Origin of the sequence: Erwinia persicina NBRC 102418, from assembly GCF_001571305.1 — a bacterium.
Taxonomy (GTDB): Bacteria; Pseudomonadota; Gammaproteobacteria; order Enterobacterales; family Enterobacteriaceae; genus Erwinia; species Erwinia persicina.
This window is the reverse complement of record NZ_BCTN01000027.1, coordinates 1-18,924: the sequence shown is the minus strand read 5'-3', so window position 1 is coordinate 18,924 and position 18,924 is coordinate 1. Positions and strand designations below refer to the sequence as shown.

32 protein-coding genes and 1 pseudogene are annotated in these 18,924 nt (G+C 48.2%); 10 read left to right on the top strand and 23 right to left on the bottom strand.

The window, feature by feature from the left end; all coding sequences use genetic code 11:
* Window positions 1-63 precede the first annotated feature (63 nt).
* The 3 genes and pseudogenes from EPE01S_RS23525 to EPE01S_RS24245 all read right to left on the bottom strand — a co-directional run.
* A complete protein-coding gene (locus tag EPE01S_RS23525; RefSeq protein WP_157076044.1) occupies window positions 64-273 on the bottom strand; it encodes a hypothetical protein in 210 nt (69 codons plus the stop codon).
* Window positions 274-371: 98 nt separating this feature from the next.
* On the bottom strand, window positions 372-683 hold the full coding sequence (locus EPE01S_RS20615) for a hypothetical protein (protein ID WP_062748933.1): 312 nt from the start codon (window positions 681-683) through the stop codon (window positions 372-374).
* 119 nt (window positions 684-802) lie between these two features.
* A pseudogene (locus tag EPE01S_RS24245) lies at window positions 803-916 on the bottom strand (hypothetical protein); the annotation flags it as partial.
* Between the two features lie 123 nt (window positions 917-1,039).
* Between EPE01S_RS24245 and EPE01S_RS20610 the strand changes: the two are divergent.
* Complete coding sequence (locus tag EPE01S_RS20610) at window positions 1,040-1,480, top strand: hypothetical protein (protein ID WP_062748931.1); 441 nt, start codon at window positions 1,040-1,042, stop codon at window positions 1,478-1,480.
* 37 nt (window positions 1,481-1,517) lie between these two features.
* Here the strand turns inward: EPE01S_RS20610 and lysC are convergent, their stop codons facing one another.
* The 4 genes from lysC to EPE01S_RS20595 are packed head-to-tail and all read right to left on the bottom strand — an operon-like array spanning window position 1,518 to window position 2,778.
* Window positions 1,518-1,727: an Rz1-like lysis system protein LysC gene (gene lysC, locus EPE01S_RS24200; RefSeq protein ID WP_062748994.1), complete on the bottom strand. Its 210-nt coding sequence runs from the start codon at window positions 1,725-1,727 to the stop codon at window positions 1,518-1,520.
* On the bottom strand, window positions 1,666-2,034 hold the full coding sequence (locus EPE01S_RS23520) for a DUF2570 domain-containing protein (protein WP_157076043.1): 369 nt from the start codon (window positions 2,032-2,034) through the stop codon (window positions 1,666-1,668). Before EPE01S_RS23520 ends, lysC begins: the two co-directional genes overlap by 62 nt.
* A complete protein-coding gene (locus tag EPE01S_RS20600) occupies window positions 2,015-2,527 on the bottom strand; it encodes a lysozyme (RefSeq protein WP_062748930.1) in 513 nt (170 codons plus the stop codon). Before EPE01S_RS20600 ends, EPE01S_RS23520 begins: the two co-directional genes overlap by 20 nt.
* Window positions 2,528-2,529: 2 nt before the next feature.
* Window positions 2,530-2,778, bottom strand: a complete 249-nt coding sequence (locus EPE01S_RS20595) for a phage holin (protein WP_062748929.1) — start codon at window positions 2,776-2,778, stop codon at window positions 2,530-2,532.
* Between the two features lie 273 nt (window positions 2,779-3,051).
* On the opposite strand from EPE01S_RS20595, the gene EPE01S_RS20590 reads away from it, so the two are divergent.
* Genes EPE01S_RS20590 through EPE01S_RS23515 form a run of 3 tightly spaced genes read left to right on the top strand, consistent with a single transcriptional unit; the run spans window position 3,052 to window position 4,607 of the window.
* Window positions 3,052-3,945 carry an LAPAL motif-containing putative phage structural protein gene (locus EPE01S_RS20590; protein ID WP_062748927.1) on the top strand — a complete coding sequence of 298 codons (894 nt, stop codon included), beginning with the start codon at window positions 3,052-3,054 and terminating at the stop codon, window positions 3,943-3,945.
* Complete coding sequence (locus tag EPE01S_RS20585) at window positions 3,946-4,197, top strand: hypothetical protein (RefSeq protein WP_062748925.1); 252 nt, start codon at window positions 3,946-3,948, stop codon at window positions 4,195-4,197.
* Window positions 4,194-4,607, top strand: a complete 414-nt coding sequence (locus EPE01S_RS23515) for a hypothetical protein (protein ID WP_137268438.1) — start codon at window positions 4,194-4,196, stop codon at window positions 4,605-4,607. Before EPE01S_RS20585 ends, EPE01S_RS23515 begins: the two co-directional genes overlap by 4 nt.
* Here the strand turns inward: EPE01S_RS23515 and EPE01S_RS20580 are convergent.
* From EPE01S_RS20580 to EPE01S_RS20520, 14 genes are all read right to left on the bottom strand, one after another.
* The gene (locus tag EPE01S_RS20580; protein ID WP_062748923.1) at window positions 4,604-4,972 is read right to left on the bottom strand and encodes an antiterminator Q family protein; all 369 of its coding nucleotides are present in this window, start codon (window positions 4,970-4,972) and stop codon (window positions 4,604-4,606) included. The two genes, EPE01S_RS23515 and EPE01S_RS20580, sit on opposite strands and share 4 nt — an antisense overlap.
* Window positions 4,965-5,993 carry a DUF968 domain-containing protein gene (locus tag EPE01S_RS20575; RefSeq protein WP_062748921.1) on the bottom strand — a complete coding sequence of 343 codons (1,029 nt, stop codon included), beginning with the start codon at window positions 5,991-5,993 and terminating at the stop codon, window positions 4,965-4,967. The genes EPE01S_RS20580 and EPE01S_RS20575 overlap by 8 nt, the downstream gene beginning before the upstream one ends.
* On the bottom strand, window positions 5,993-6,805 hold the full coding sequence (locus EPE01S_RS20570) for a KilA-N domain-containing protein (protein ID WP_062748919.1): 813 nt from the start codon (window positions 6,803-6,805) through the stop codon (window positions 5,993-5,995). The genes EPE01S_RS20575 and EPE01S_RS20570 overlap by 1 nt, the downstream gene beginning before the upstream one ends.
* Window positions 6,806-6,913: 108 nt before the next feature.
* Window positions 6,914-7,753, bottom strand: coding sequence for a putative phage abortive infection protein (locus EPE01S_RS20565; protein WP_062748917.1), 840 nt, complete (start codon window positions 7,751-7,753; stop codon window positions 6,914-6,916).
* A gap of 24 nt (window positions 7,754-7,777) precedes the next feature.
* Window positions 7,778-8,146, bottom strand: a complete 369-nt coding sequence (locus EPE01S_RS20560) for a RusA family crossover junction endodeoxyribonuclease (RefSeq protein ID WP_062748915.1) — start codon at window positions 8,144-8,146, stop codon at window positions 7,778-7,780.
* A 1-nt stretch (window position 8,147) separates the two neighbouring features.
* Complete coding sequence (locus EPE01S_RS20555) at window positions 8,148-8,906, bottom strand: hypothetical protein (protein ID WP_062748913.1); 759 nt, start codon at window positions 8,904-8,906, stop codon at window positions 8,148-8,150.
* Complete coding sequence (locus EPE01S_RS20550; protein ID WP_062748911.1) at window positions 8,903-9,529, bottom strand: MT-A70 family methyltransferase; 627 nt, start codon at window positions 9,527-9,529, stop codon at window positions 8,903-8,905. The genes EPE01S_RS20555 and EPE01S_RS20550 overlap by 4 nt, the downstream gene beginning before the upstream one ends.
* The gene (locus EPE01S_RS20545; protein ID WP_306304616.1) at window positions 9,526-10,968 is read right to left on the bottom strand and encodes a ParB/RepB/Spo0J family partition protein; all 1,443 of its coding nucleotides are present in this window, start codon (window positions 10,966-10,968) and stop codon (window positions 9,526-9,528) included. Before EPE01S_RS20545 ends, EPE01S_RS20550 begins: the two co-directional genes overlap by 4 nt.
* The gene (locus EPE01S_RS20540; RefSeq protein WP_062748906.1) at window positions 10,928-11,374 is read right to left on the bottom strand and encodes a PerC family transcriptional regulator; all 447 of its coding nucleotides are present in this window, start codon (window positions 11,372-11,374) and stop codon (window positions 10,928-10,930) included. The genes EPE01S_RS20545 and EPE01S_RS20540 overlap by 41 nt, the downstream gene beginning before the upstream one ends.
* Complete coding sequence (locus EPE01S_RS20535; protein WP_062748904.1) at window positions 11,371-12,390, bottom strand: conserved phage C-terminal domain-containing protein; 1,020 nt, start codon at window positions 12,388-12,390, stop codon at window positions 11,371-11,373. The genes EPE01S_RS20540 and EPE01S_RS20535 overlap by 4 nt, the downstream gene beginning before the upstream one ends.
* The gene (locus EPE01S_RS23075; protein WP_072277500.1) at window positions 12,387-12,563 is read right to left on the bottom strand and encodes a DUF4222 domain-containing protein; all 177 of its coding nucleotides are present in this window, start codon (window positions 12,561-12,563) and stop codon (window positions 12,387-12,389) included. The genes EPE01S_RS20535 and EPE01S_RS23075 overlap by 4 nt, the downstream gene beginning before the upstream one ends.
* On the bottom strand, window positions 12,556-12,765 hold the full coding sequence (locus EPE01S_RS20530; RefSeq protein WP_062748902.1) for a hypothetical protein: 210 nt from the start codon (window positions 12,763-12,765) through the stop codon (window positions 12,556-12,558). Before EPE01S_RS20530 ends, EPE01S_RS23075 begins: the two co-directional genes overlap by 8 nt.
* A gap of 15 nt (window positions 12,766-12,780) precedes the next feature.
* A complete protein-coding gene (locus EPE01S_RS20525) occupies window positions 12,781-13,314 on the bottom strand; it encodes a YmfL family putative regulatory protein (RefSeq protein WP_062748900.1) in 534 nt (177 codons plus the stop codon).
* A 1-nt stretch (window position 13,315) separates the two neighbouring features.
* Entirely contained in the window at window positions 13,316-13,555 is a 240-nt protein-coding gene (locus tag EPE01S_RS20520) for a helix-turn-helix domain-containing protein (RefSeq protein ID WP_062748989.1), read from the bottom strand.
* 88 nt (window positions 13,556-13,643) lie between these two features.
* On the opposite strand from EPE01S_RS20520, the gene EPE01S_RS20515 reads away from it, so the two are divergent.
* Entirely contained in the window at window positions 13,644-14,303 is a 660-nt protein-coding gene (locus EPE01S_RS20515; RefSeq protein WP_062748992.1) for a LexA family protein, read from the top strand.
* Between the two features lie 307 nt (window positions 14,304-14,610).
* On the opposite strand, the gene EPE01S_RS20510 is transcribed toward EPE01S_RS20515, so the two are convergent.
* Window positions 14,611-15,057 carry an ECs1072 family phage-associated protein gene (locus EPE01S_RS20510; RefSeq protein ID WP_062748898.1) on the bottom strand — a complete coding sequence of 149 codons (447 nt, stop codon included), beginning with the start codon at window positions 15,055-15,057 and terminating at the stop codon, window positions 14,611-14,613.
* Between the two features lie 463 nt (window positions 15,058-15,520).
* On the opposite strand from EPE01S_RS20510, the gene EPE01S_RS20505 reads away from it, so the two are divergent.
* Genes EPE01S_RS20505 through EPE01S_RS20485 form a run of 5 tightly spaced genes read left to right on the top strand, consistent with a single transcriptional unit; the run spans window position 15,521 to window position 18,680 of the window.
* A complete protein-coding gene (locus EPE01S_RS20505) occupies window positions 15,521-15,973 on the top strand; it encodes a hypothetical protein (RefSeq protein ID WP_157076042.1) in 453 nt (150 codons plus the stop codon).
* A gap of 56 nt (window positions 15,974-16,029) precedes the next feature.
* Window positions 16,030-16,920 (top strand): tyrosine-type recombinase/integrase, encoded by an 891-nt coding sequence (locus tag EPE01S_RS20500; RefSeq protein ID WP_062748894.1) that lies wholly within the window; start codon window positions 16,030-16,032, stop codon window positions 16,918-16,920.
* Between the two features lie 22 nt (window positions 16,921-16,942).
* Window positions 16,943-17,281, top strand: a complete 339-nt coding sequence (locus EPE01S_RS20495; RefSeq protein WP_062748892.1) for a hypothetical protein — start codon at window positions 16,943-16,945, stop codon at window positions 17,279-17,281.
* A gap of 48 nt (window positions 17,282-17,329) precedes the next feature.
* Window positions 17,330-17,572, top strand: a complete 243-nt coding sequence (locus EPE01S_RS20490; protein ID WP_062748889.1) for an excisionase — start codon at window positions 17,330-17,332, stop codon at window positions 17,570-17,572.
* Window positions 17,556-18,680, top strand: a complete 1,125-nt coding sequence (locus EPE01S_RS20485; protein ID WP_062748884.1) for a phage integrase Arm DNA-binding domain-containing protein — start codon at window positions 17,556-17,558, stop codon at window positions 18,678-18,680. The genes EPE01S_RS20490 and EPE01S_RS20485 overlap by 17 nt, the downstream gene beginning before the upstream one ends.
* A gap of 123 nt (window positions 18,681-18,803) precedes the next feature.
* Here EPE01S_RS20485 and EPE01S_RS23995 read toward each other — a convergent pair.
* Window positions 18,804-18,924 (bottom strand): isocitrate dehydrogenase (locus EPE01S_RS23995; protein WP_072277414.1); only part of this gene is annotated, 121 nt, incomplete at its 5' end.

The window sequence follows — 18,924 nt, the reverse complement described above, 5'->3', positions numbered from 1 at the left end:
TAAAACGTGAATTCTGTCCACCAAGGCAAAGGCTGTTAAGAATACATTCATCGCCGCGCTGATTTAAACTTGGTTAAACGCTGTTACGACGACCACGATTTCTGGGTCAAGCATCTGGTGTGAGTGAATTATGGATTGATAAGCTTCTCTTGGGCTATTACTTCCTGTTAATTCTACTAATGCCGAATTGGGAAATTCTGGATATATACCCGATTGTTTGTAAGTAAAATCACCATTTTTGTAAACCTCAACACAATAAAACCAACTATTCATACATCCTCCTTTTTTCTTAAGTGAGGACACAGAATACCCCCAAGATTAATCCTATTGAAGAAAAATTTATGATTACAGCTTCACAGCGTTGCTAAGCGTTATCCTTTGTCGGAGGAATTGTCTACCGGTTTAAGAAAGCTCAAAATGAACTCTTTGCGGGGATGGCGGTAGTTGACCAGCTCTTCAGGCATCTTCATAAAGCGGTTGTGCTTGTCTTTAACGGTAACGAAGCAACTGTGAACTCCGCAGGCTGAAGTGTCGATACGGTCATCATATTCAAACAGCAACTCGGACATTTTCTCCTGCCACTCTTCCGGCATTGCTTCCATGAACACGCGAGGCATCACACAGAAAGATGCGTAACTAAGTCCGAACCATAGCTGTAGGTCTTTACGATAATCATCTCCCATCGTCTTTACCTTTTGTTGAGTGATTTATCATCAGGCCCACTCGCAAATGGGCCTTGTGATGCTTACAGCTAACGGTTCTTCTTTGCACTGTCAGCAGAACTGACATGGTAGATCAGCACCTAAAGTATCATCACCTTCAACCTACTGGATTTGTATGCTGCCCATACTTCGCCTTTGTGCTCGTCACAGTAGCCGTTGGCATTGGTCGTGGTCATGCGACAACTGCGGTAACGGCAGGCTCGGTAGGTGGGGGCAGGCTGGCATTTTTACTCCGGTTATATTAATGAAATATCAAATGGTGCCGATAACTCACAATCATTATAAAGTTCGCTATCTTCTAAGGAATACAGATACCCATGAATGTTCTGTTGCACGCATCCTTACCATACGTCGCTTTATTTTCAATCTTCGGTGGAGCTATTACCTTCACTTGGACAGTGATAATTTTTATCCTAAACCGCTCAAGGGAAAGGGAAAAGGCAGAGTTTGAGCGACTACATAACGTAATCAGAAAAATTCAGGTCGATGAATCCTTAGATAAGGATGGGAAAAATGTCTCTCCTTATATTGAGATTCAGATAGCCGCAATCTATGAACTCAGATACTTGACAAGATATTATCCATTCTCTGCTTTATATCTTGAAGAAAAAAAACAAGAATGGAAAACGCGCCCAGTTAACGCTAAATACAAGATTTTAGGTGTACCCGCAATCGATCTTGCCTTAGAGACAATCAACAGAGGCACTTTGACGCAAAGACTGAAGCGTAACTTCATCAAGTTTTATTACGATAAATGATTTTCCGCAGCGGTAGGTTAATTTTAATATTATCTAGCTAATTGCGATCCTCTTCGAACGCGCGGATAGCGGCCTTGTCGATGTTGCACTGTCCGATCGCCGTAATCAGACTAACGTTCAGCTCTAAACTGTCCTGCCAGCGCATCTGGGCTGGTATAGCCGGTATTGGTGTTGGTGCCGTCAGGTCAGGGCTTAGCTTTGGCTGAGGTACCTGCACGTACACTGTCCGCGTACAACCGGAGATCATCAGCAGCGGCAGCAGGAATATCACGAACAGCGCATTCGTCGCCCTTAACCGCTTCGCGAATGTAGACCACATGTGTTTCACCCTTCTCCTGTAGTGACTGGCGTTCGGCGTTCGCCGCCTTAGTGATGTCGTACATCAGGTTAATGGCGGCTGTAGCATTCCTGGTGATTGCTTCAGATGATGCGAGGCTATGCTCTGCATTTACTGCGCGTTCGTAATAGCCACTGGCTAACTTAGCCATGCCAACGCACAACAAAATCAGCCCAGCAACGAGTACAAAACGCCAGTTACTTAATAGCCAGGTCATCAGCATTCTCCGCAAGGCAAAGTGAACGCTCCATATCCCGGCGGTTTAGCAACCCTTTCCACTTCATACCACCGGCATAAACCCAGCGACGCATTTCATCACACGCACCAACGTGGTCACCTGAATTAAGCTTTTTAAGCAAAGTGGACTTTGAGAAAGCATCGGTCCCAACGTTAAACGTGAAGCTGTAAAGCGCTGCCCGCTTAAACTCGCTGAGTGGGACTTTAACTTTTCCATCAACCACTTTCTTTACTGGCTGAAGGTCCTTCCAAAGCAGTTGGTCACATTCCCGGTATGTGTAGGTTTTACCCTTCACAATATCTAACCCCGTGTGGCCGTCGCAGACAGTCCAGACGCCAACAATGTCCTTATACGGGGTGTATACCCTTCCCTCTACACCGTCTCTGCCTCCAAGGAATACTGTTGCAATCATCATCGCTCCACCGCCTGCGGCAGCAATGAGCTTGTTACGCAGTGCAGTTGAGATAGCCATGATTACTCCTTATTGAAGTTAAGTGCTGCTGCATACCCTTTCGTTTCGAGCGCCCGCTTTAAAGCTTTGTGATCTCGCCATTTGAAAAAGGCTGTCACCACTAAACCCAGAGCAGCGATAACCAGACCGCCTATGATGCCAATGGCGCTCCATTCGTCAGGGCTGTAACGAGTAAGGATGCTGTTGGCAACCGTCCCCGCTGATGCGCCATAAACGACGCCACTGGCTACTTTGCTCATATCGATACTCATGCTCACCTCCGGCTGCGCCGTGGTGCTGTGTGTGAGGAATAAATGGATAAAAAAAGCCCCGGCGGGTGCCGAGGATGGAATCTTATGATGTAAGCGTTATGTCGAAGTGACCACTCTTATCACGTTAACAAGTTCATTGCGTACGCATAAACATTTTTGTATTCTTCAGAAGAATTAATAAAAAAATATCTTCAACCAGAGCGTCAGCACCGCACTTTTCAGAAAATTAAATTAATCGATTAAAATCAATAACTTTTCCAAAGGAATGTTAAATTGACTGACCAGCAAGAGTATACAAAGTTTTCGGTTCACTATGGTGCAGCTGAAGGTTCTGACATTGATAATCATAAGATGAATGCTTATGACTTAGGCATGTCAATCGTTGAGTTTGCCAAAATGGTAAATCGTGCGGACGACATTATTAACAGAGAGAGCACACTTGAACTCGAAGTGACCGCCCCCGCTAAAGCGGGTTCTTTAGTGATAGAGTTCGCTTTGTTGATTAAAAGTTCAGGTGCGCTGGAAGTAATGAAATATCTAGGCATTAGTGCCGCATCAGCAACTGTCGTCGGAGGTACAGCATTAGGTATTGCGCGTAGACTTAAAGATAAGCGCATATTGAATATCAATACTGTCGCAGGATCAGGCCAGTCGACGATTGTGCTTGAAGATGAACAGGTTGTAGTGGACACCACTGTGGCACGACTCGTGTCTGATCCAGTGATACGTAAAGCAATGAATGAAGTCATCACACAACCATTAAATGACGAGCGGGCTCCTTCTTTCCAGATAGAAATTGAAGGAATGAACGAACCAGTGTTTAGCGTAGAAGGTGATGAAGTACAAGAGTTTACCCCACTTCCAAGAGCATCTTTATCGGATGAAAAAGTTGAAACCAAAATCACTAACGTTATTCTCAATCAGATAAATTTTGATTCTAATCGCGGTTGGAAAATGGTATACGATGGCAAGGAATGCTCTGTGAAAATGGAGGATGAAGGATTTATGGCTCGCGTAAGAGATAGCGAGAAGAGTTTCACCAAAGGGGATATGTTTGAGGTGTCTCTGTCAATCATAACTAAAACGACTGCGCGCTCTCAGCGCACAGAGTACGTAATCTCACGAGTAGTTAGGCATCGTGTTACAGCAGATAGGAAAATTCTCTGAGTGAGCGAATCCGAAGCATTGGGTACAATTTATACTTTCGCGATGTGGGTAGGAGTTTTTATCCTTCTACCTTTCGCGTGGAAGTTTTTTTATGCTTTGGGTTTTTACATCGCTGGAAGATTCAAAAAAGAGCAGATTTTTATTATCCGTCACTTTCATGAAGGACGGCTTGTTAGTGAAAAAACTATAAATCTGTCTCTAAAATCACCAATCATTAAGCAGCTTGAAAACGCTGGCGGTGAGTTCAAATGAGTAATGCTGGTGTTTCAGAGAGTTCATCGACCAGTATTAGAAATGGAGTGGTGAGCACCGCCGGTTTAGGCTCACTTATGATGGGTTTAACAAGATTTCTTGATGGTGACATGCAAGAAGTTGCAGCGCTTTGTGTTCCTATAGCCAGCTCAATACTCTCTTTTATCGGATTATATTGCTACTGTAGATGGATGGAACCTCATGCGCTGGTAAGTCTACGAGCAGGCCTAAACCGTGATCTTAAAGAGCAAAAATCAGTTATAGATGATGATTACGCTGATGACGATACGAAAACTAAAGCCCGTAAAATATACTCTGCTACTAAAATGCAATTAGCAACATTACGACAGGACTACGCCTCAGGCAAATACAGCATAGCCCCGCAGAGTAATAGTAACGGGTCTGTTTAATAGCCTTCCATTTCTAGAGCAATATCCAACATGCAGAGCACTCCACCGACAAAGCCTTCTGCTGTCTGCATCTCTTTTCTGACCGTGCCGTCTGAACAATTACGGCGGCGTGCGATGGTCCTAAGTGAGATGTTGTAGCGATAGTGGGCAACCACCAGCTCATACTCTTCAGGCTTAAATTTCTTCAGCTTCGCTATGCAACTGTCGATGATGATGCCATCGTGATCCGTCAGTGATGGCCGCTGATTTGAATCAGCTGGCAGCAAGCCTTTAAACCCGGCGGCTATTGATGAATAGTCAACGCCAGCACCTTCTGACGCAGCCCAGCCTCCCCAGCACTCCAGGATATATTTCATATCACGCATTCTTGTCTCCGCTATTTTTCTTGCCCGTGGCAATGACGCCGAGTGAAAGGGCTCTGTCGAGAGTGCGAATGATCAGCTCCGGCTGTGTGCCGTACTTAGCCTCAAACGCACGTGCATCCGCATGAAGTTCATCGTGATGCGCTCTGCATAGCGGCAACACGAATAGATCATGCGCTTTAGTACCCATACCGCCCTGGCCGTATCCGATCAGGTGGTGCGGGTCGTCTGCCTGTTTCCCGCAGCACAGGCACGGCTGCTGCTTAACCCACTGTGTATACTTTTCATTGCTCCAGCGGCGTCGCTTTGGCCGCAGCAGGAATGTCTCGGGCGTTTCAGGGTCGATTGCCATCTCCAGCACCTGCTTTGCCTGCTCTTCCAGAATGCGAACTGCTGATGGCTCTGGCTTGATTCTTGACTCCTTGAGCGTACCGGCTAAAGGCTGTTCTTCCGGTAGTTTCAGCACCTGCCGTGCTGCATTCTCGGGCATAAGATCGGTGACGCTCTTTGTTGCGGCCCACCAGCACAGCTCAGGTAACGTTAACTGATGTGCTTCCGGCAGCATGAACGCAGAACACGCCCTGTCGATTACCCACAGGGCGGTATTACGCGCCGCTAAATTCAGCATCGGTGGTGAGGGTTCAACTTCCCTTAGTTTGTTATCGCAGTGATAGCAAAGCCGTACTGCACCGTTCCCCGTACGCAGAGTTGTATGATCTGATGAATGCCAGTCCCCACTCCACTGACAGCCACCAGCAACACGCATCAGGTGTTCTTCCAGTACGTTAATGCCACCGGCAGCCCTGATAACGCGTTCATGTGTGAAGAACGTCAGCATGCCAGGGTGATCAAGTAGTGGTTGCTCTGCTTCTGCAAGTTGCCCCGATGGCAGGCTGTGCATGTAATGTGGCTCGGTACAGATGAGCACCCGGCGCGAACGGAACAGCGACATCAGCTCACTGCCAGGGCGCAACAGGACAATGCCCAGGTCGGGCTGGATGCAGGGCTTTAGTAATGCTCTCATTAGCACCCCGCTGTACTGCTGGCCGAAACCATTATGCGAATCAGTTCCTGGGATTTGGTGATGTAAAAGTGAGGCTGTGTCTCGCGTGGGCTGTTAGGGCTGGTGATGTTCTTACCGAACAGCAGGCCTTTTGACGTTACTGACCAGAATTCTTTCCTGCCGTTGCGCGCGCGGCGTGAGTTGCTTGCTCGGGATATCTTTTCTACGATGCCAGCTGCTGCCAGGCGGCTGAATGCTTCAATGACGCTGAGCTGTACGCGGTTCTGCTGAATAAGAGCTGTGAGTGAGAGTGTCGGTCGGCTGGATCCATCAACGCTATCTGAGGGCGCATCAATCGCGTATGACGGCATCATGTTTGGGAGACCTGCGAACTCCTGGAGCTTCTGATATGCGCCAAGCTTGGATGAATTTGAGAAGTTTAGCGTGCGCGCCGCTGACTCAAGAAGTATTACCCCGGCCTGTACCTGGTCAGAACGCTGGATATTACTTTGTCCGGTCATCGCAGCATCGAAGGTTCTGATGACTTTCAGGTTGAACATAGCGCTGATCCACATCGCATATGCGTACACCAGCTCTTTGCTGACGTATGTCCCCTGATTAGGGCCACCGCGAATGGACTCAATACACCCGATGCTCACATCTGAGCAACGGTCAATTTCCGCACATAACGCTTTGATGTTGTCCTGGCGGAAGAAGTTAGCCGGTTTATGCTTGTCCTCTCCACCAGATGCGCGGTGTAAATCGTTCAGGCAATAGCGGCCTGAGTTATCCTGGCGTACAGAAACGCCATCAATTACGAGTAACTGATTCATACTTGTCTCCGCTTATTATTGCTTACCCGACTGCAATTCGAGTAAGCAAGTGACTATTCAAATATACAATTTACCTTATTTTAAATCAACAATAAAAACAATTAAATATTAATTATATACACCGCATTCTTTTATCAACTCATCATACCTCTCACTATTCCCAAAGGCTTTCGAGTTAAACAAACACACATGTTTTTTGTAAACCAACTCATTGTATGGCATGTTGTCGAGCAAACTATACTTGACAATATACTTGACAAAGCCACCCCCAGGAGGGAAGAAAGAACTGTAAAAAAGAAGCATTAGTTCAAAATTAGAAATTTGCGCTCTTATTATTTTAGAATAAAGAATCTTCTTATCTTCATCAACATCAGCCTCATCCAAGTACCTGAAAATATTATAGAGAAACCTAAAGTAATGACCTAAATCTTGCTGATGATCATTGTAAACTTCTTCAAATGTCCTTGATATGAATTTTTTTACATCCTCTTCTTTTTTATAATCGCTCGCCAATAAAAGTCTATACTTAGACTTAAACTTTAAATAGATAACATGAAGACCATCACGACCTCTCTCTACTTTTCTCGTAGTGGCCGAAGAAGAATCGAATCGACTTATATCTATTTCATTAATTATATTGCTATGCATTTTCAACATCTGAAACAAGTTACTTTCAAAGTTTTGAAGGGCAAGGCTCCTGATCTGTTTTTCCATTGACTTTTCTGCTTGCTTGGCTGATTCCATTTGAGACTTCAATGAAAAAAGCACACCAAAAAAAGCAAGAACAGAAAAAACAGATGTGAGTACTCCCCAAGCATCTCCAAATTGACCGAGTCGGTCAGGTTGCCAGCCTTTAAAAGGCCATGTTAAGAAATAAGCGGCATCAAAATAAAAAATGCAAATGCATATACCAATACTAACTAGTAAAACTCTAAAGCCAGTCCCCACTCAAACCCCCTTTTTAGCCCTTTTTTATACAATCGGCATTTTATCGTAGTGCTTTAAAAATATCTCAACTTTACCGTGACATGTGACATCACCCCACTCCACCAGCATCCGTTTAATCTGACTGTCATCAGCCCACACGCCAGCATGCGTCACAGCATCGAATAGCGCCTTCTGGAAGTTATCTAAATCGCGCCTGGCACGGTTTGGGGGGTACAAGATGACGTGGATATCAATATCGTGTTTGATCGCTTGCGGGCGGCGGCGCAGTTGCTCATATACGGCAGCTATAGCATTGACCCGGTACTTGCGACCTCGCTCACTGATCAGCGTGCCGCGAGATGTAGAACGCCAGTAGCCATTTACGCTTGGTGGGAAAGGCAATGTCAGTTTCAAGTTAAATCTCCATCGCCAGTTGAATGCTCACCCGATCTTTCACAGGGTCGTATTGAAGCGTGCCAGTGCTGTTATTGGACTCGATGCGCTCAGCCATCACATAAGCTCTGGTTTCCTTAGTCGCGGGGAGGTAATTCCCTTTAGCCCAGTTATTGTCCTTACCCACGTTCTGAGCGATGTTCGTGCTGTCAGCTGATGCCAGTGGAATTTTTGTGAAAATATCAGGGTTAAGCATACGTAAGCCGTGAAGTTTGCATATCGGCCGCCCGTACGCATCCAGAACATGCCGCATAATGTCTTTCAAACGGGCTACAGCCATTCGGGGCTTTTTAACGTCATACTCACCACAGGAACCAATTGCTACCCGTGGATATTCGTTACAGAGACGAATAAAACGATCCTCTGATTCGTTCATGTGCCATACCGGGACACCACAAAATTTGCCGTGCGGCCACTGATGCAACAGGAAATCATTCTCAGCTTCGCCGCCATCAATAACATCTGGGATAATGGCAAAATCCATTCCTGGATGATTCTTCCACTTATCTACGAATTCGTAATAGCCGGACCAGTCGATACAGTTTTTCCCTGCTTTTTTCCAGGTGCTGAATGCCCCGTTATCCAGTGAAAATGACTGGCTTAGTTCTGATGCCAGTTCAATCTGTTCGGGTCTTGCATAAGAAATAAATGCGTGCCGGGCTGACCAGGCTCTTACCGCGCACTGCTCAGGATAGATAGGACCGCCGTGGTAATGGATCATGCAACCCTCCCCGGTACCAGGTGAATGCTGCTGTCACACTCGTTGCCCCATATATCCCATCCCTCAGACGGGCGGCGGGCGAACAGCTCTATGCGCGGTATATCACCATAAAGCTGCTCCAGTCGGTAGCGTGCCTCTGCCGGCTTAGTGCTGTGCTCACCCTGGCAAGAATAGATCACCTGCTTCACCGATCTGCTGGCGCGTTCCAGTCCCGTTCCCCGGACAGCCACCAGCGCTGATTCTTGGTTGCCCCGGGTGTAATTCCCGGGGTTCATGCGGGTTTCAGCGTTGAGCATGTCCAGCAGGTCGGTGAAGTCATGAATGGACTGCTCTTCCAATGCCGCGTTGAAGCGCTGCTCTGCCCTGCCATTGAACTTAACCCAGGTGAAGAGGAACATCTGGCGAACGTCAAAGCCCCACGCCTCAGCAAGCTGCCTGGCCTCTTCGTCATGCGTCCCCGTGTACCACATCACCAGAACAGCATTATCGGCTGACAGCTCCCACACGGGGAGCCTCTTCAGGTCTGTGATGGTCATGGTGTCATAGTGATTACCAGCTGCGCCGCGACTGATAGTGTTCCCGTACTGCCACGGCGGATCAGCGTAAATAAGTCCGTACTTCATCCGGCCACCTCTGGTGATAGCTCTTTGATGGCCGACTTTACTGCTGCGCGTAACTCTCTGACATTTGCCCAGGTAGAACTCAGCGTGCAATTCAGCAATCTCAGGAAATCTGACGCTGTTGGGGCGAAGTTGCGGTTTTCTTCGTATACCTGACTTAAGCGCTGGAACATGTCTTCCCGTGTCGCTTCATCTGCATAATGCTTATCAACAAATGTCCGCAGTTCATCAGTCGAGGAATACGCGGCCACCAGCTCAACGGCCTTGCGGATAGTGTCAGCGGGGACAACAACAAACTCTGGTTGCTCAAGTGAGTCCGACGCCCAGCTGTGCGCGTACTTCGATTCGCTGAAGGTGAACTCTGCTTTGTCGCCGAAAGCGGCCGCAGCACATGCCCAGGCCTCAACACCGCTATGGCTGATGATGTCTTCTTTCAGAAGTGGCAGTTTTGTTTCCAGCGTTTCGCCCTCTGCGCTGGCCTGTGCCGGTACACCATGCTTCTCGCGGTACTCAGCCAGAATGCCCATTGCCTCCAGATAAATTTCATCCGGTGCCATGTAGCCATCATCACTGAATTCGAATGCGGCCATCAGTTCCACCAGGCGGCGGGCCTTAGCTGCGTTAAACTGCGGTATAGCAGCGGCTTTGGTCAGTTTCTTTTTGCCAGCGGCTTTAGCCTCAGCCATCTTCTCCTCTGCTACTGCCCCAGCTTTAGTACCGTGTTCACGTGACAATGATACTGCCGTTGTTGCTGCCACTTCCCCGGAACGCACCATACCGATCAGCGTATCGCCTACTTCAAGTAACTGGAGGTGATGCTCAATGTCGGCCACAGAACGTTTTACTTTTTTCGCAATTTCGGCTTCGGTCCAGCCCTGATTCATCAGGCGCTGATATGCACCTGCACGCTCCAACGGCAGCAGTGATCGTCCTTGGGAACTGGTGACCATCAGTGCAATGCGATCAGCTTCTGTGCCTTTGGCGTCTTTGCATTCCAGACGAGCCACTTCAGTGCCTGCTTCAGTCGCCAGCAATGCACCGTAGTAACGATGGTGGCCGTCGATGATTTTTAAGCCCTGCTCTGTGACCTGAACCACCAGTGCCGGGACTTCTTCACCAAGAATGAAAGCATCACGGAACTCTTCAACATGCGCCTGATCGATGTCGCGAACGTTATAGCCGGGCTCTACATAGAACTCTTTCAGCCCTGCGAAGTAGGTTTTGCGTGGGACGATATCAGTTGCAGATTCATCGCGGTTTTTGTGTACTACTGAAAGTGAAGTCATTTGCTTGCCATCTCCAATACCAGGGCCAAACAGAGAAGAAAAATCATTACGCTTGCGAGTTGAATGCTGTGATAGAAAATTTCGTGCCGGGTGAAGTGTTCCCGCAATTTCTTCATCACCAGTCCCTCCAGTGATCGATTTCAGGTACCGATACAACGCCGATGCCCGGTGTGTCGTATGAAATGCCAACCTGACCGTGACTTATGCAGTGCTCACGTCGCGCTGCTGCTTTATCTCGGGCCTCATCGTTTTTAGTGGCATCCATAGCAAGCAACCATTCGCGTGCCGCACGCCGCCAAAGGCCTCTTTCCTCAAGCTCAATGGCTCTACCGCGATGCATGTCGTATTTCACACCCAGGCTGACGCGCTCGGATTCCAGCGGCATGCGGTAGTAAAACGGGTGCGCTTTCAGTGCATAGCGTGTAACGATTTCTTCCACGTACAGTTCCGACATCAGCGGCTGAATCAGGCGTTTCGGTATGCCTGCGCCGTTAGCGATCTGCGTTGAAGTGCAGCCAGGGTTATTGCGAACAAACTCGATAGCCATCTCCCGAATATTCATGCTGACTCCTGCTGGTTTTCTTCTGCCGCGTTCTTCACCGCTTCTGTCCAGATGCTTTTCCACGAATTACGAGCGATCGATTCGTTAATCCGCCCCAGACCAGCCTTGCCAGCTGCGCGTTTAGCAAGTTCCTCGATGCGGTTACGGGGTTTTCCAGGGTTGGCCACAAGCCGCTTGAAAGCATCGTCACGTTCGACCGTGTTCACTGCATCCGCTCGTTGTGCCACAGCTGCCCGTCCTGATTTCTCCCATGCCTGCGCTCCAAGGAGGTTCGCCGGGAATTTAGCCGGATGGAAAATCGTTGGTGGCGTCAGGTGCTTTGACCACTCAGTGCCCAGCCAGCGATTAGCCATGAACTCAACAACGGTTTTCAGCTCTTCGACGGTGTGACCATCAACCAGACGCGCCCTGATATTCTCCAGAGTGGTTTTAGCCGTTGTGTATTTTGCACCGGTCACCTGATTCAGATGCTTCAGCACCAGAATCGCCTGGTCTGTTACGTGTATTTCTTCAGAAAATTTGTCATCCCGTCCTGCCGCTGAAGGCGGTTGGACAGAAGTGTTTTTATCTGATGGATCTTGTTTTGAATTTACTGACGGATCGCCCCCAGATGCTGGCGGGTGAAAACCTGTTTCACGCCAGTTATTCGATGGGTCAGAATTTGAGGCCTCAGATTTCGACGCGTCAGATTTTGAGGTGTCAGATTCTGGCGCATGAACTTTGTTGGCCGCTTCACGCAGTTTTGCCACGTTCAGATGATAAACATTGGATGCGTTACGGTTCCCCTGACGGCGCTGGCGGCGGCTTAACCAGCCCTCTTTCTGAAGCTTGCCAATAGCCGTACGGACAGTGCTTTCACCCGCGCCGATCTGACGGGCAATAGTCCCTACGCTCGGCCAGCAAATTCCCTCGTCGTTGCACCAGTCAGCCAGACGGGCCATGATGACCACCTCTGTCAGCTTCATGCCGGACAGTGCGCAGCCATCCCAGACGTATGCGGATAACTTAACGCTCATAGCACCCTCGTGAATTTCTGAATGAAGCGCTCAAGTGGCTGCATGCACTCATGCTGATAGCCTTCGCGCAGGTATATGACCTGCTGGTTAACTTTGTCCCAGCGAATAACCCTGACGATAACGCCACGGTGATCACGGTATTTGCGTTTGAGGTTCTGGCTGTCTTCATCCACGAGCCCCTCCGGTATGTGCCAGATCGTTCAACTTCTGCCAGAACGCCACAACGTCTACCCGTGGCAGAACGTATTGGTAGTTGTTGAAATCCATCTGGCCAGGTAATCTTGCTTCATACGAGAACGAGGCCGGGGACTTACCTCCCGTCATCGCCTTACAACGCATTTGCGGTATACCCGCTTTTTTTAGTAAAGTGTTCATGTGCTTATGTCTCCGCTAAAAGTGACTTGAGCGCCGATGGTCAGGGGCTGCAATCCCCTGGCCATCAACCTTCCGACTTATCATCAAATCCGCTGCTTCCACCTGCATCCCATGCAACGCTGCCCAGGCTATAAACCCATGCATCGTATAGCGTACTGATTTAAGAACGTTTTTTGCCACGCTCTTCAGTTCGTGTTTATCTATTATTCCGTCTGCTTCTGCTTCCAGCTTCGACTGCGCTACATGACCCCGGGCCATCTCTGCACGCATCTGGATAGTGAAAAGCTCAACGTTGTCCATCTCTTCCGGTACCGGGTTATCAACCACCAGCATTCCGAACTGTGACGCGAAGTAATCAGCCAGGAACGGATAACCCACCACGTGTTGCATGTACGCCAACTGGTCCATGTCGAAGAAGCGTGTGCCGTTCTTCATATGCAAACGGTTGTTAAACTCGCTGTATTTCAACCCCATTAGTTCAGCTATCTGAGCGTTCGTACCTTCGTAGCCCTTACATGCCTGAATCACGATCTGCTGTAATTCCACCATTTCACTCTCCATTTGGTAGTAACGCGGCTGAAGTATCACCGCTAAACTTTCCGTAAATATCTGGCCGCAACTCTGATTTGGTGACGCTCCCGCAGGTTACCTCCTCAATGCGTTGAGCAAGGATGAAGCTGGCCTTCTTGTGCCCTTTGAAGACCAGGCGCAAATAGCCCGTGGTGCTTTTAACTTTGTTGGCGAGAGTCGCCCTTTCGCTTTTGGATAAAGTATCCCAGTAAGTTTTCATATTTGTACCTCCGAGATACATTATGCACTTATTAAATGTACCTGCAAGATACTTGTACCGATTGGGTACATGTTTTTTAATCTCGGGTATGAAAACAATTCAAGAAATCAGACGTGACAATGCACGGAAGCTGCGAGATGGCGCTGGCGGGAATAGTTCTTTCGCTGCGTTGATGGATCGTGAGGCGACCCAGATAAGCCGGATTATTGGTAAAAACCCTACCAAAAATATCGGTGATGACCTGGCACGTCATATGGAAAAGTGTTTTTCGCTTCCTACTGGTTGGCTTGATCAAGAGCACGATAGTTCTTCTATCAACACCCGAAAGGAAGTGTATTCCCCTGAACATGAAATTCGTTGGGTGCCAGTCATATCATGGGTTCAGGCCGGTGCTTGGGCAGAGATGGCTTACACAGAGACGGATTTAAGTTTGTTGGAAAATTTCCCCTGCCCCGTACCATGTGGGCCACTTACATACATACTCAGGGTCGTAGGTGATTCGATGATCCATGAGTACAAACCCGGCGATATGATTTTCGTTGATCCGGAGGTCCCTCCTGTTCACGGCGATGATGTGATAGCCCTTATGACTGACTCGGGTGAGACGACCTTTAAGAGGCTTGTAGAGGATGGTAGTCAGAAATATTTAAAAGCCCTCAATCCTGACTGGCCCGAGCAATACATTCGCATCAATGGCAATTGCAGCATAATCGGCACTGTGGTTTTTTCAGGTAAGCCAAGAAGATAACTGCAACTAGAGAAAATTCCCGCTTCGGCGGGATTTTTTTTGCTTGACAATGTACCTTGAAGATACATAATGTACCCACAAGGAACAGGTGCAATGTATAGTACTTAATGATGGGAGGTTGTGATGGCAGAGAATACGAAGTCCGCCCCCGAACCCAGACTAGTTGTTGAGGGGTATTCGGAGTCTGAGATTCTTCATTGGATGAAAGGCAAGGTAGATGCGGCATGCTCTCTTAAAACTGCGCTTGCAGACCGGGAAAACATGCAGCAAGCGCTCGCAGGGTTAGATGCACATATAGAGGTCCTGACTAATCGCGCAGCGATAGATATGACTCGTGAATGACAGGGTCCCAGTCCGATTCTGGCATATCCTCAAAGACCTGGCAAAAATATTGAGCATTAATATTTTTCAGGTGCTCTTTAGATAATTCTGATGAATTTGGAGAAAAAAGTTCGTCTTGAATGGCAAGGATTGAATCAGAGAGACTCATTTTACTGATGGTATCAATCGGCCATTTGTATTTGGTGAGAATTAAGTGAGTCAGAGCTTTCCTGCCTCTTAATGGGTTTAGCGTAGATGAATATTTTACACGGTGTTCTTCAAGGGTAATGTCGAGCAGGGCCATTAAGGCCGCTCTGTTTGAGACCTTGTCCAGATCGTCACTATCTACCATCCCTGTTTCAGGAATGCTTCTTTGTTTGCTGATTTGATGTTTATGAGCTTGATACAGCGCTCCAATTTGCTTGTTTGACATGAGTTTACCTTTCTTGGCTGTGTGAGAACTACCAAGATACCACCGCCGCCTGAAGTGGTGAAGTTACCTAGGCACTGTAGTCAGTATTGCTGTGTGTAGTCTTGACGGTCAGCAGGGTTACTCATCCAGGGTAGAAGTTCCCGCCTTGTATGACCGTCCTTTTTCACATCAGGAAAGAGCATTTGACGATAGCGACTCGCACAAAGAACAGCGACTTTCTTACTGTGACGCCAGATGTAAATGGTTCGATGCTCTTTCCGATGTGGTGAATGTGCAGGCTGATGCGCTATCAAAATGCAGCGAGGCCAGTACGTAAAGCAGTGCCGTTTCGCACCTATGCCGGAGATCAGCACCGGTCACCACTCACTCAGCGGAGACGGCTGTGGATCAATGCAGTGATCCACCAGCCATTTAATAAAAGTCATCAGGCTAACGAAACATAACCGATCACGGTTAGGGATTCGTGCAACCTGAATTCAGCGAAGAGGTTATTTCGATGACTCATACAGTTGGAACTCTGACAACGCCGGAACTCGTTAAAGAGGCATACAGCAAAGCACGTGAACTTGAACACTCATTCCCTGATATCAGCCAGCTGCTTCGTGCTCTGGCCACTCGTCTTGACGTTCGCAACGTTCTGGCCACAGCCGTATGTAAGAGCAGCGTAACGCGCTATGAGCCGGATTATCAGATGCAGATGAATCATGAGCTGGCTTTCATGCGTGAATGCCCTGCTGGGCGTTACGTGCAGTTTGATGTGCTTGCTGACCTGATTGAGCAGAACGCCCACCTTCATCTGCTTCAGACAACTATCTCTCTGGCTCTTAATCTTCGAGGTCAGCGTAATTTCTCTGCCGAAGTGATCGAACGTGTGGCCGGAAAGGATATTGAAATGATTGGAAAAACCATCCAATGAGCACTCTTATCCGCTTTATCAATAATCGAAACAGTGCCAACGCAGGGAGATTCTAAGTGAGGGATTTCGCAATTGGTGTGACCTCAGTTCTGGTAGGTTGGGCTCGCCCTTCCTGGCGTCCGTTATCTGCATGGCTGACTGTCTATCAGTCGAGGCTGGAGGGCCGGAGGCTTGCGCCAAAAACTCTGCGCAACAAAATAGCATTGATACGCAGGTTATCCCTCACCCTCGGTGATCAACCTCTCCGGTCGATAACGCCATATCATCTGCAGAGTATCGTGCAGCAATACATCGAGCGCGGCACGCCATGCGCTGCGAAAAGCGTGTGTATTTTGCTTAAAGATATTTTCCGGGAAGCAATATTAAACAACTGGATAGAGAGTAATCCGGCAATGTACCTGCGCACACCATCAACTCCTGTACAGCGCGATCGTCTTATTCTTGAAGAGTGGCGGATTATTTACAAAGCTGCACAGGAACACTGCCGCCGATACGTGCATTTGTCCATGCTGCTCGCGCTTGTTTCAGCGCAGCGTCGCGGAGATATATCAGCATTTCGCCGGAGCGATGTGCAGGACAATCATCTATTCCTGGTGCAGCAAAAGACAGGCATGAAAATTGCCCTGCCACTCAATCTATACAACGAAGCGGTCGGCATGTCACTGGGTGATGTACTTGATCAGTGCCCAGGCAACGATTACCTGCTGGGAAATAAGCGGATTAATCCCTGGTCACTGAGTTACGGATTCTGCACCGCGCGCGACATTGCATTTCCACGCGAACGCTGGACGGTTCCACCGTCGTTTCATGAGCAACGGTCGTTGTCTGAACGGTTGTACCGCGACCAGGCCATAAATACTCAGCGCCTGCTGGGCCATAAGTCGGCCAAAATGACAGACAAATACAATGATGACCGTGGTAGAGAATTCCAGCGGCTAATCCTGTAGCCAGCTATGTTGAGGAGGTTAATTGGCAAAGACACCATCCGAGCGCAAAGCTGCGCAGCGGGCGCGGCAGACTGCAAGCGGTGAGCAGAAGGTTGAACTGGTACTGGATGCGCAGGAACTGGCGATGCTGGAACGTAACCGCGTTGCCCGTCGCCCTGGTCGTGACCCTTACGAACTCACTGAGTATGTCGCACTTCTCATTCGCCAAGACGATGCCAGGGCAAAGGCGCGGTTTAAATCTCTCAGTAAGAAACGGTGTGGCCGCTGTGGTGATCAACTACCGGTGCAGAGTTGCATACTACAGGGAGAAGTCGCCTGCTGGGTTAGGTTTGGTTGGAATGAATTGAAATTAACACCGTGACATGTCACGGCCTTTAACTACCCGATGCAGCGGGTTGCGGAGACATTAATGAGTAGAACAATAAAGTTAAATGATTGGGCGAAAGAGGAGTTCGATGATCCAATCCCAAGCATGCCCTCACTTTTAAAGTACGTGAAAAATGGAATGATATATCCCCAGCCTTTTAAAGCGGGAAGGTGCTGGCGTGTCGACAGAACGGCGCGATTTATCGGAATGTCCGTTCAACCAGTTATCAAAAAGAATGATGATGAGCGCCTGAAAAGGATACTTGAAGATGGCACGACCACGTAAGTACAACGTCAATACTCCAGGGCTTTCGTGCTTCACTGACGCCAGAACAAATAAAGTGTACTGGCGTTACAAGCATCCGGTGACAGGTAAGTTTCACGGGCTGGGAACTGACGAGGTTGCTGCAAAGGCAATAGCTATTGAAGCCAATACCAGGTTAGCAGAGCAGCAGATGAATCAGTTGTTGAAGGCAAGAGACGAGATCGGCCGTAAGGCGGGGAAAGGAATTACAGTATCTGGGTGGGTGAAAATATATGAAACGTTACAGAGAGAACGCCTGAATGCAGGTGAAATAAAGCTGAACACGTTCAAACAGAAATCAGCGCCGATCAGTATCTTTAACGCATCATGCGGCTTAAAAATAATAAGCGAGGTCACTGTACGCGATATTGCAGAGCTTCTGGATGGTTATAAAGAGCGGGGCCAGAACAGAATGGCACAGGTTGTGCGCATGGTCATCATCGATATTTATAAGGAAGCCCAGCATGCTGGGGAAGTTCCTCCCGGATACAACCCGGCACTGGCTACGAAGCAGCCCCGAAATAAAGTCCAGCGTGAAAGGCTGAGTTTTGATGAATGGTCTCAAATTTACGACACAGCCGCGAGCATGCCCAACTATATACAAAATTCAATGCTCCTTGCCCTGGTAACCGGACAGCGGCTCGGTGACATAGCAAGAATGCAGTTTTCAGACGTTTGGGACGGATACCTGCATGTTCAGCAAGAAAAGACAGGGGCAAAAGTCGCTATTCCTATGGCGCTTTATTGCCAGGCTTTAGATATGACGTTAGAGCAAGTTATAACCCGATGCCGTGACAGGATACTGAGTAAGCATATTATCCATCACCACCACACAACTGCGCAGGCCAAACGCGGTGAGGCTGTAAAAAGCAATACGATCACCACGGGTTTCAGTGACGCACGAAAAAAATGCGGTATCACATGGGAATCAGGGGCGGCACCAACATTTCACGAACAACGCTCATTGGCTGAACGTATTTACCGGGAGCAAGGGGTTAACACACAGCAGTTGCTGGGTCACAAAAATCAGGTTCAAACAGATAAATATAACGATGACAGAGGGAAGGAGTGGATAGTTATCGCGGTATAAAGTTGATTGTAATTCGTACAGTTTTGCAGAAGAGTTTTGCAGAGGTTTTGCAGAAGAAAATGATAGAGCAGAAAGCCAACACAATTTTAACAACTGTGTTGGCTTTATTATCGCTTAACGCGATTACATATGTTTGATCATCGCATCGCCAAACTCTGAAGCTTTCAGCAACTTAGCGCCGTCCATCTGACGTTCAAAGTCATAGGTCACGGTTTTGGCAGCAATCGCGCCTTCCATGCCTTTC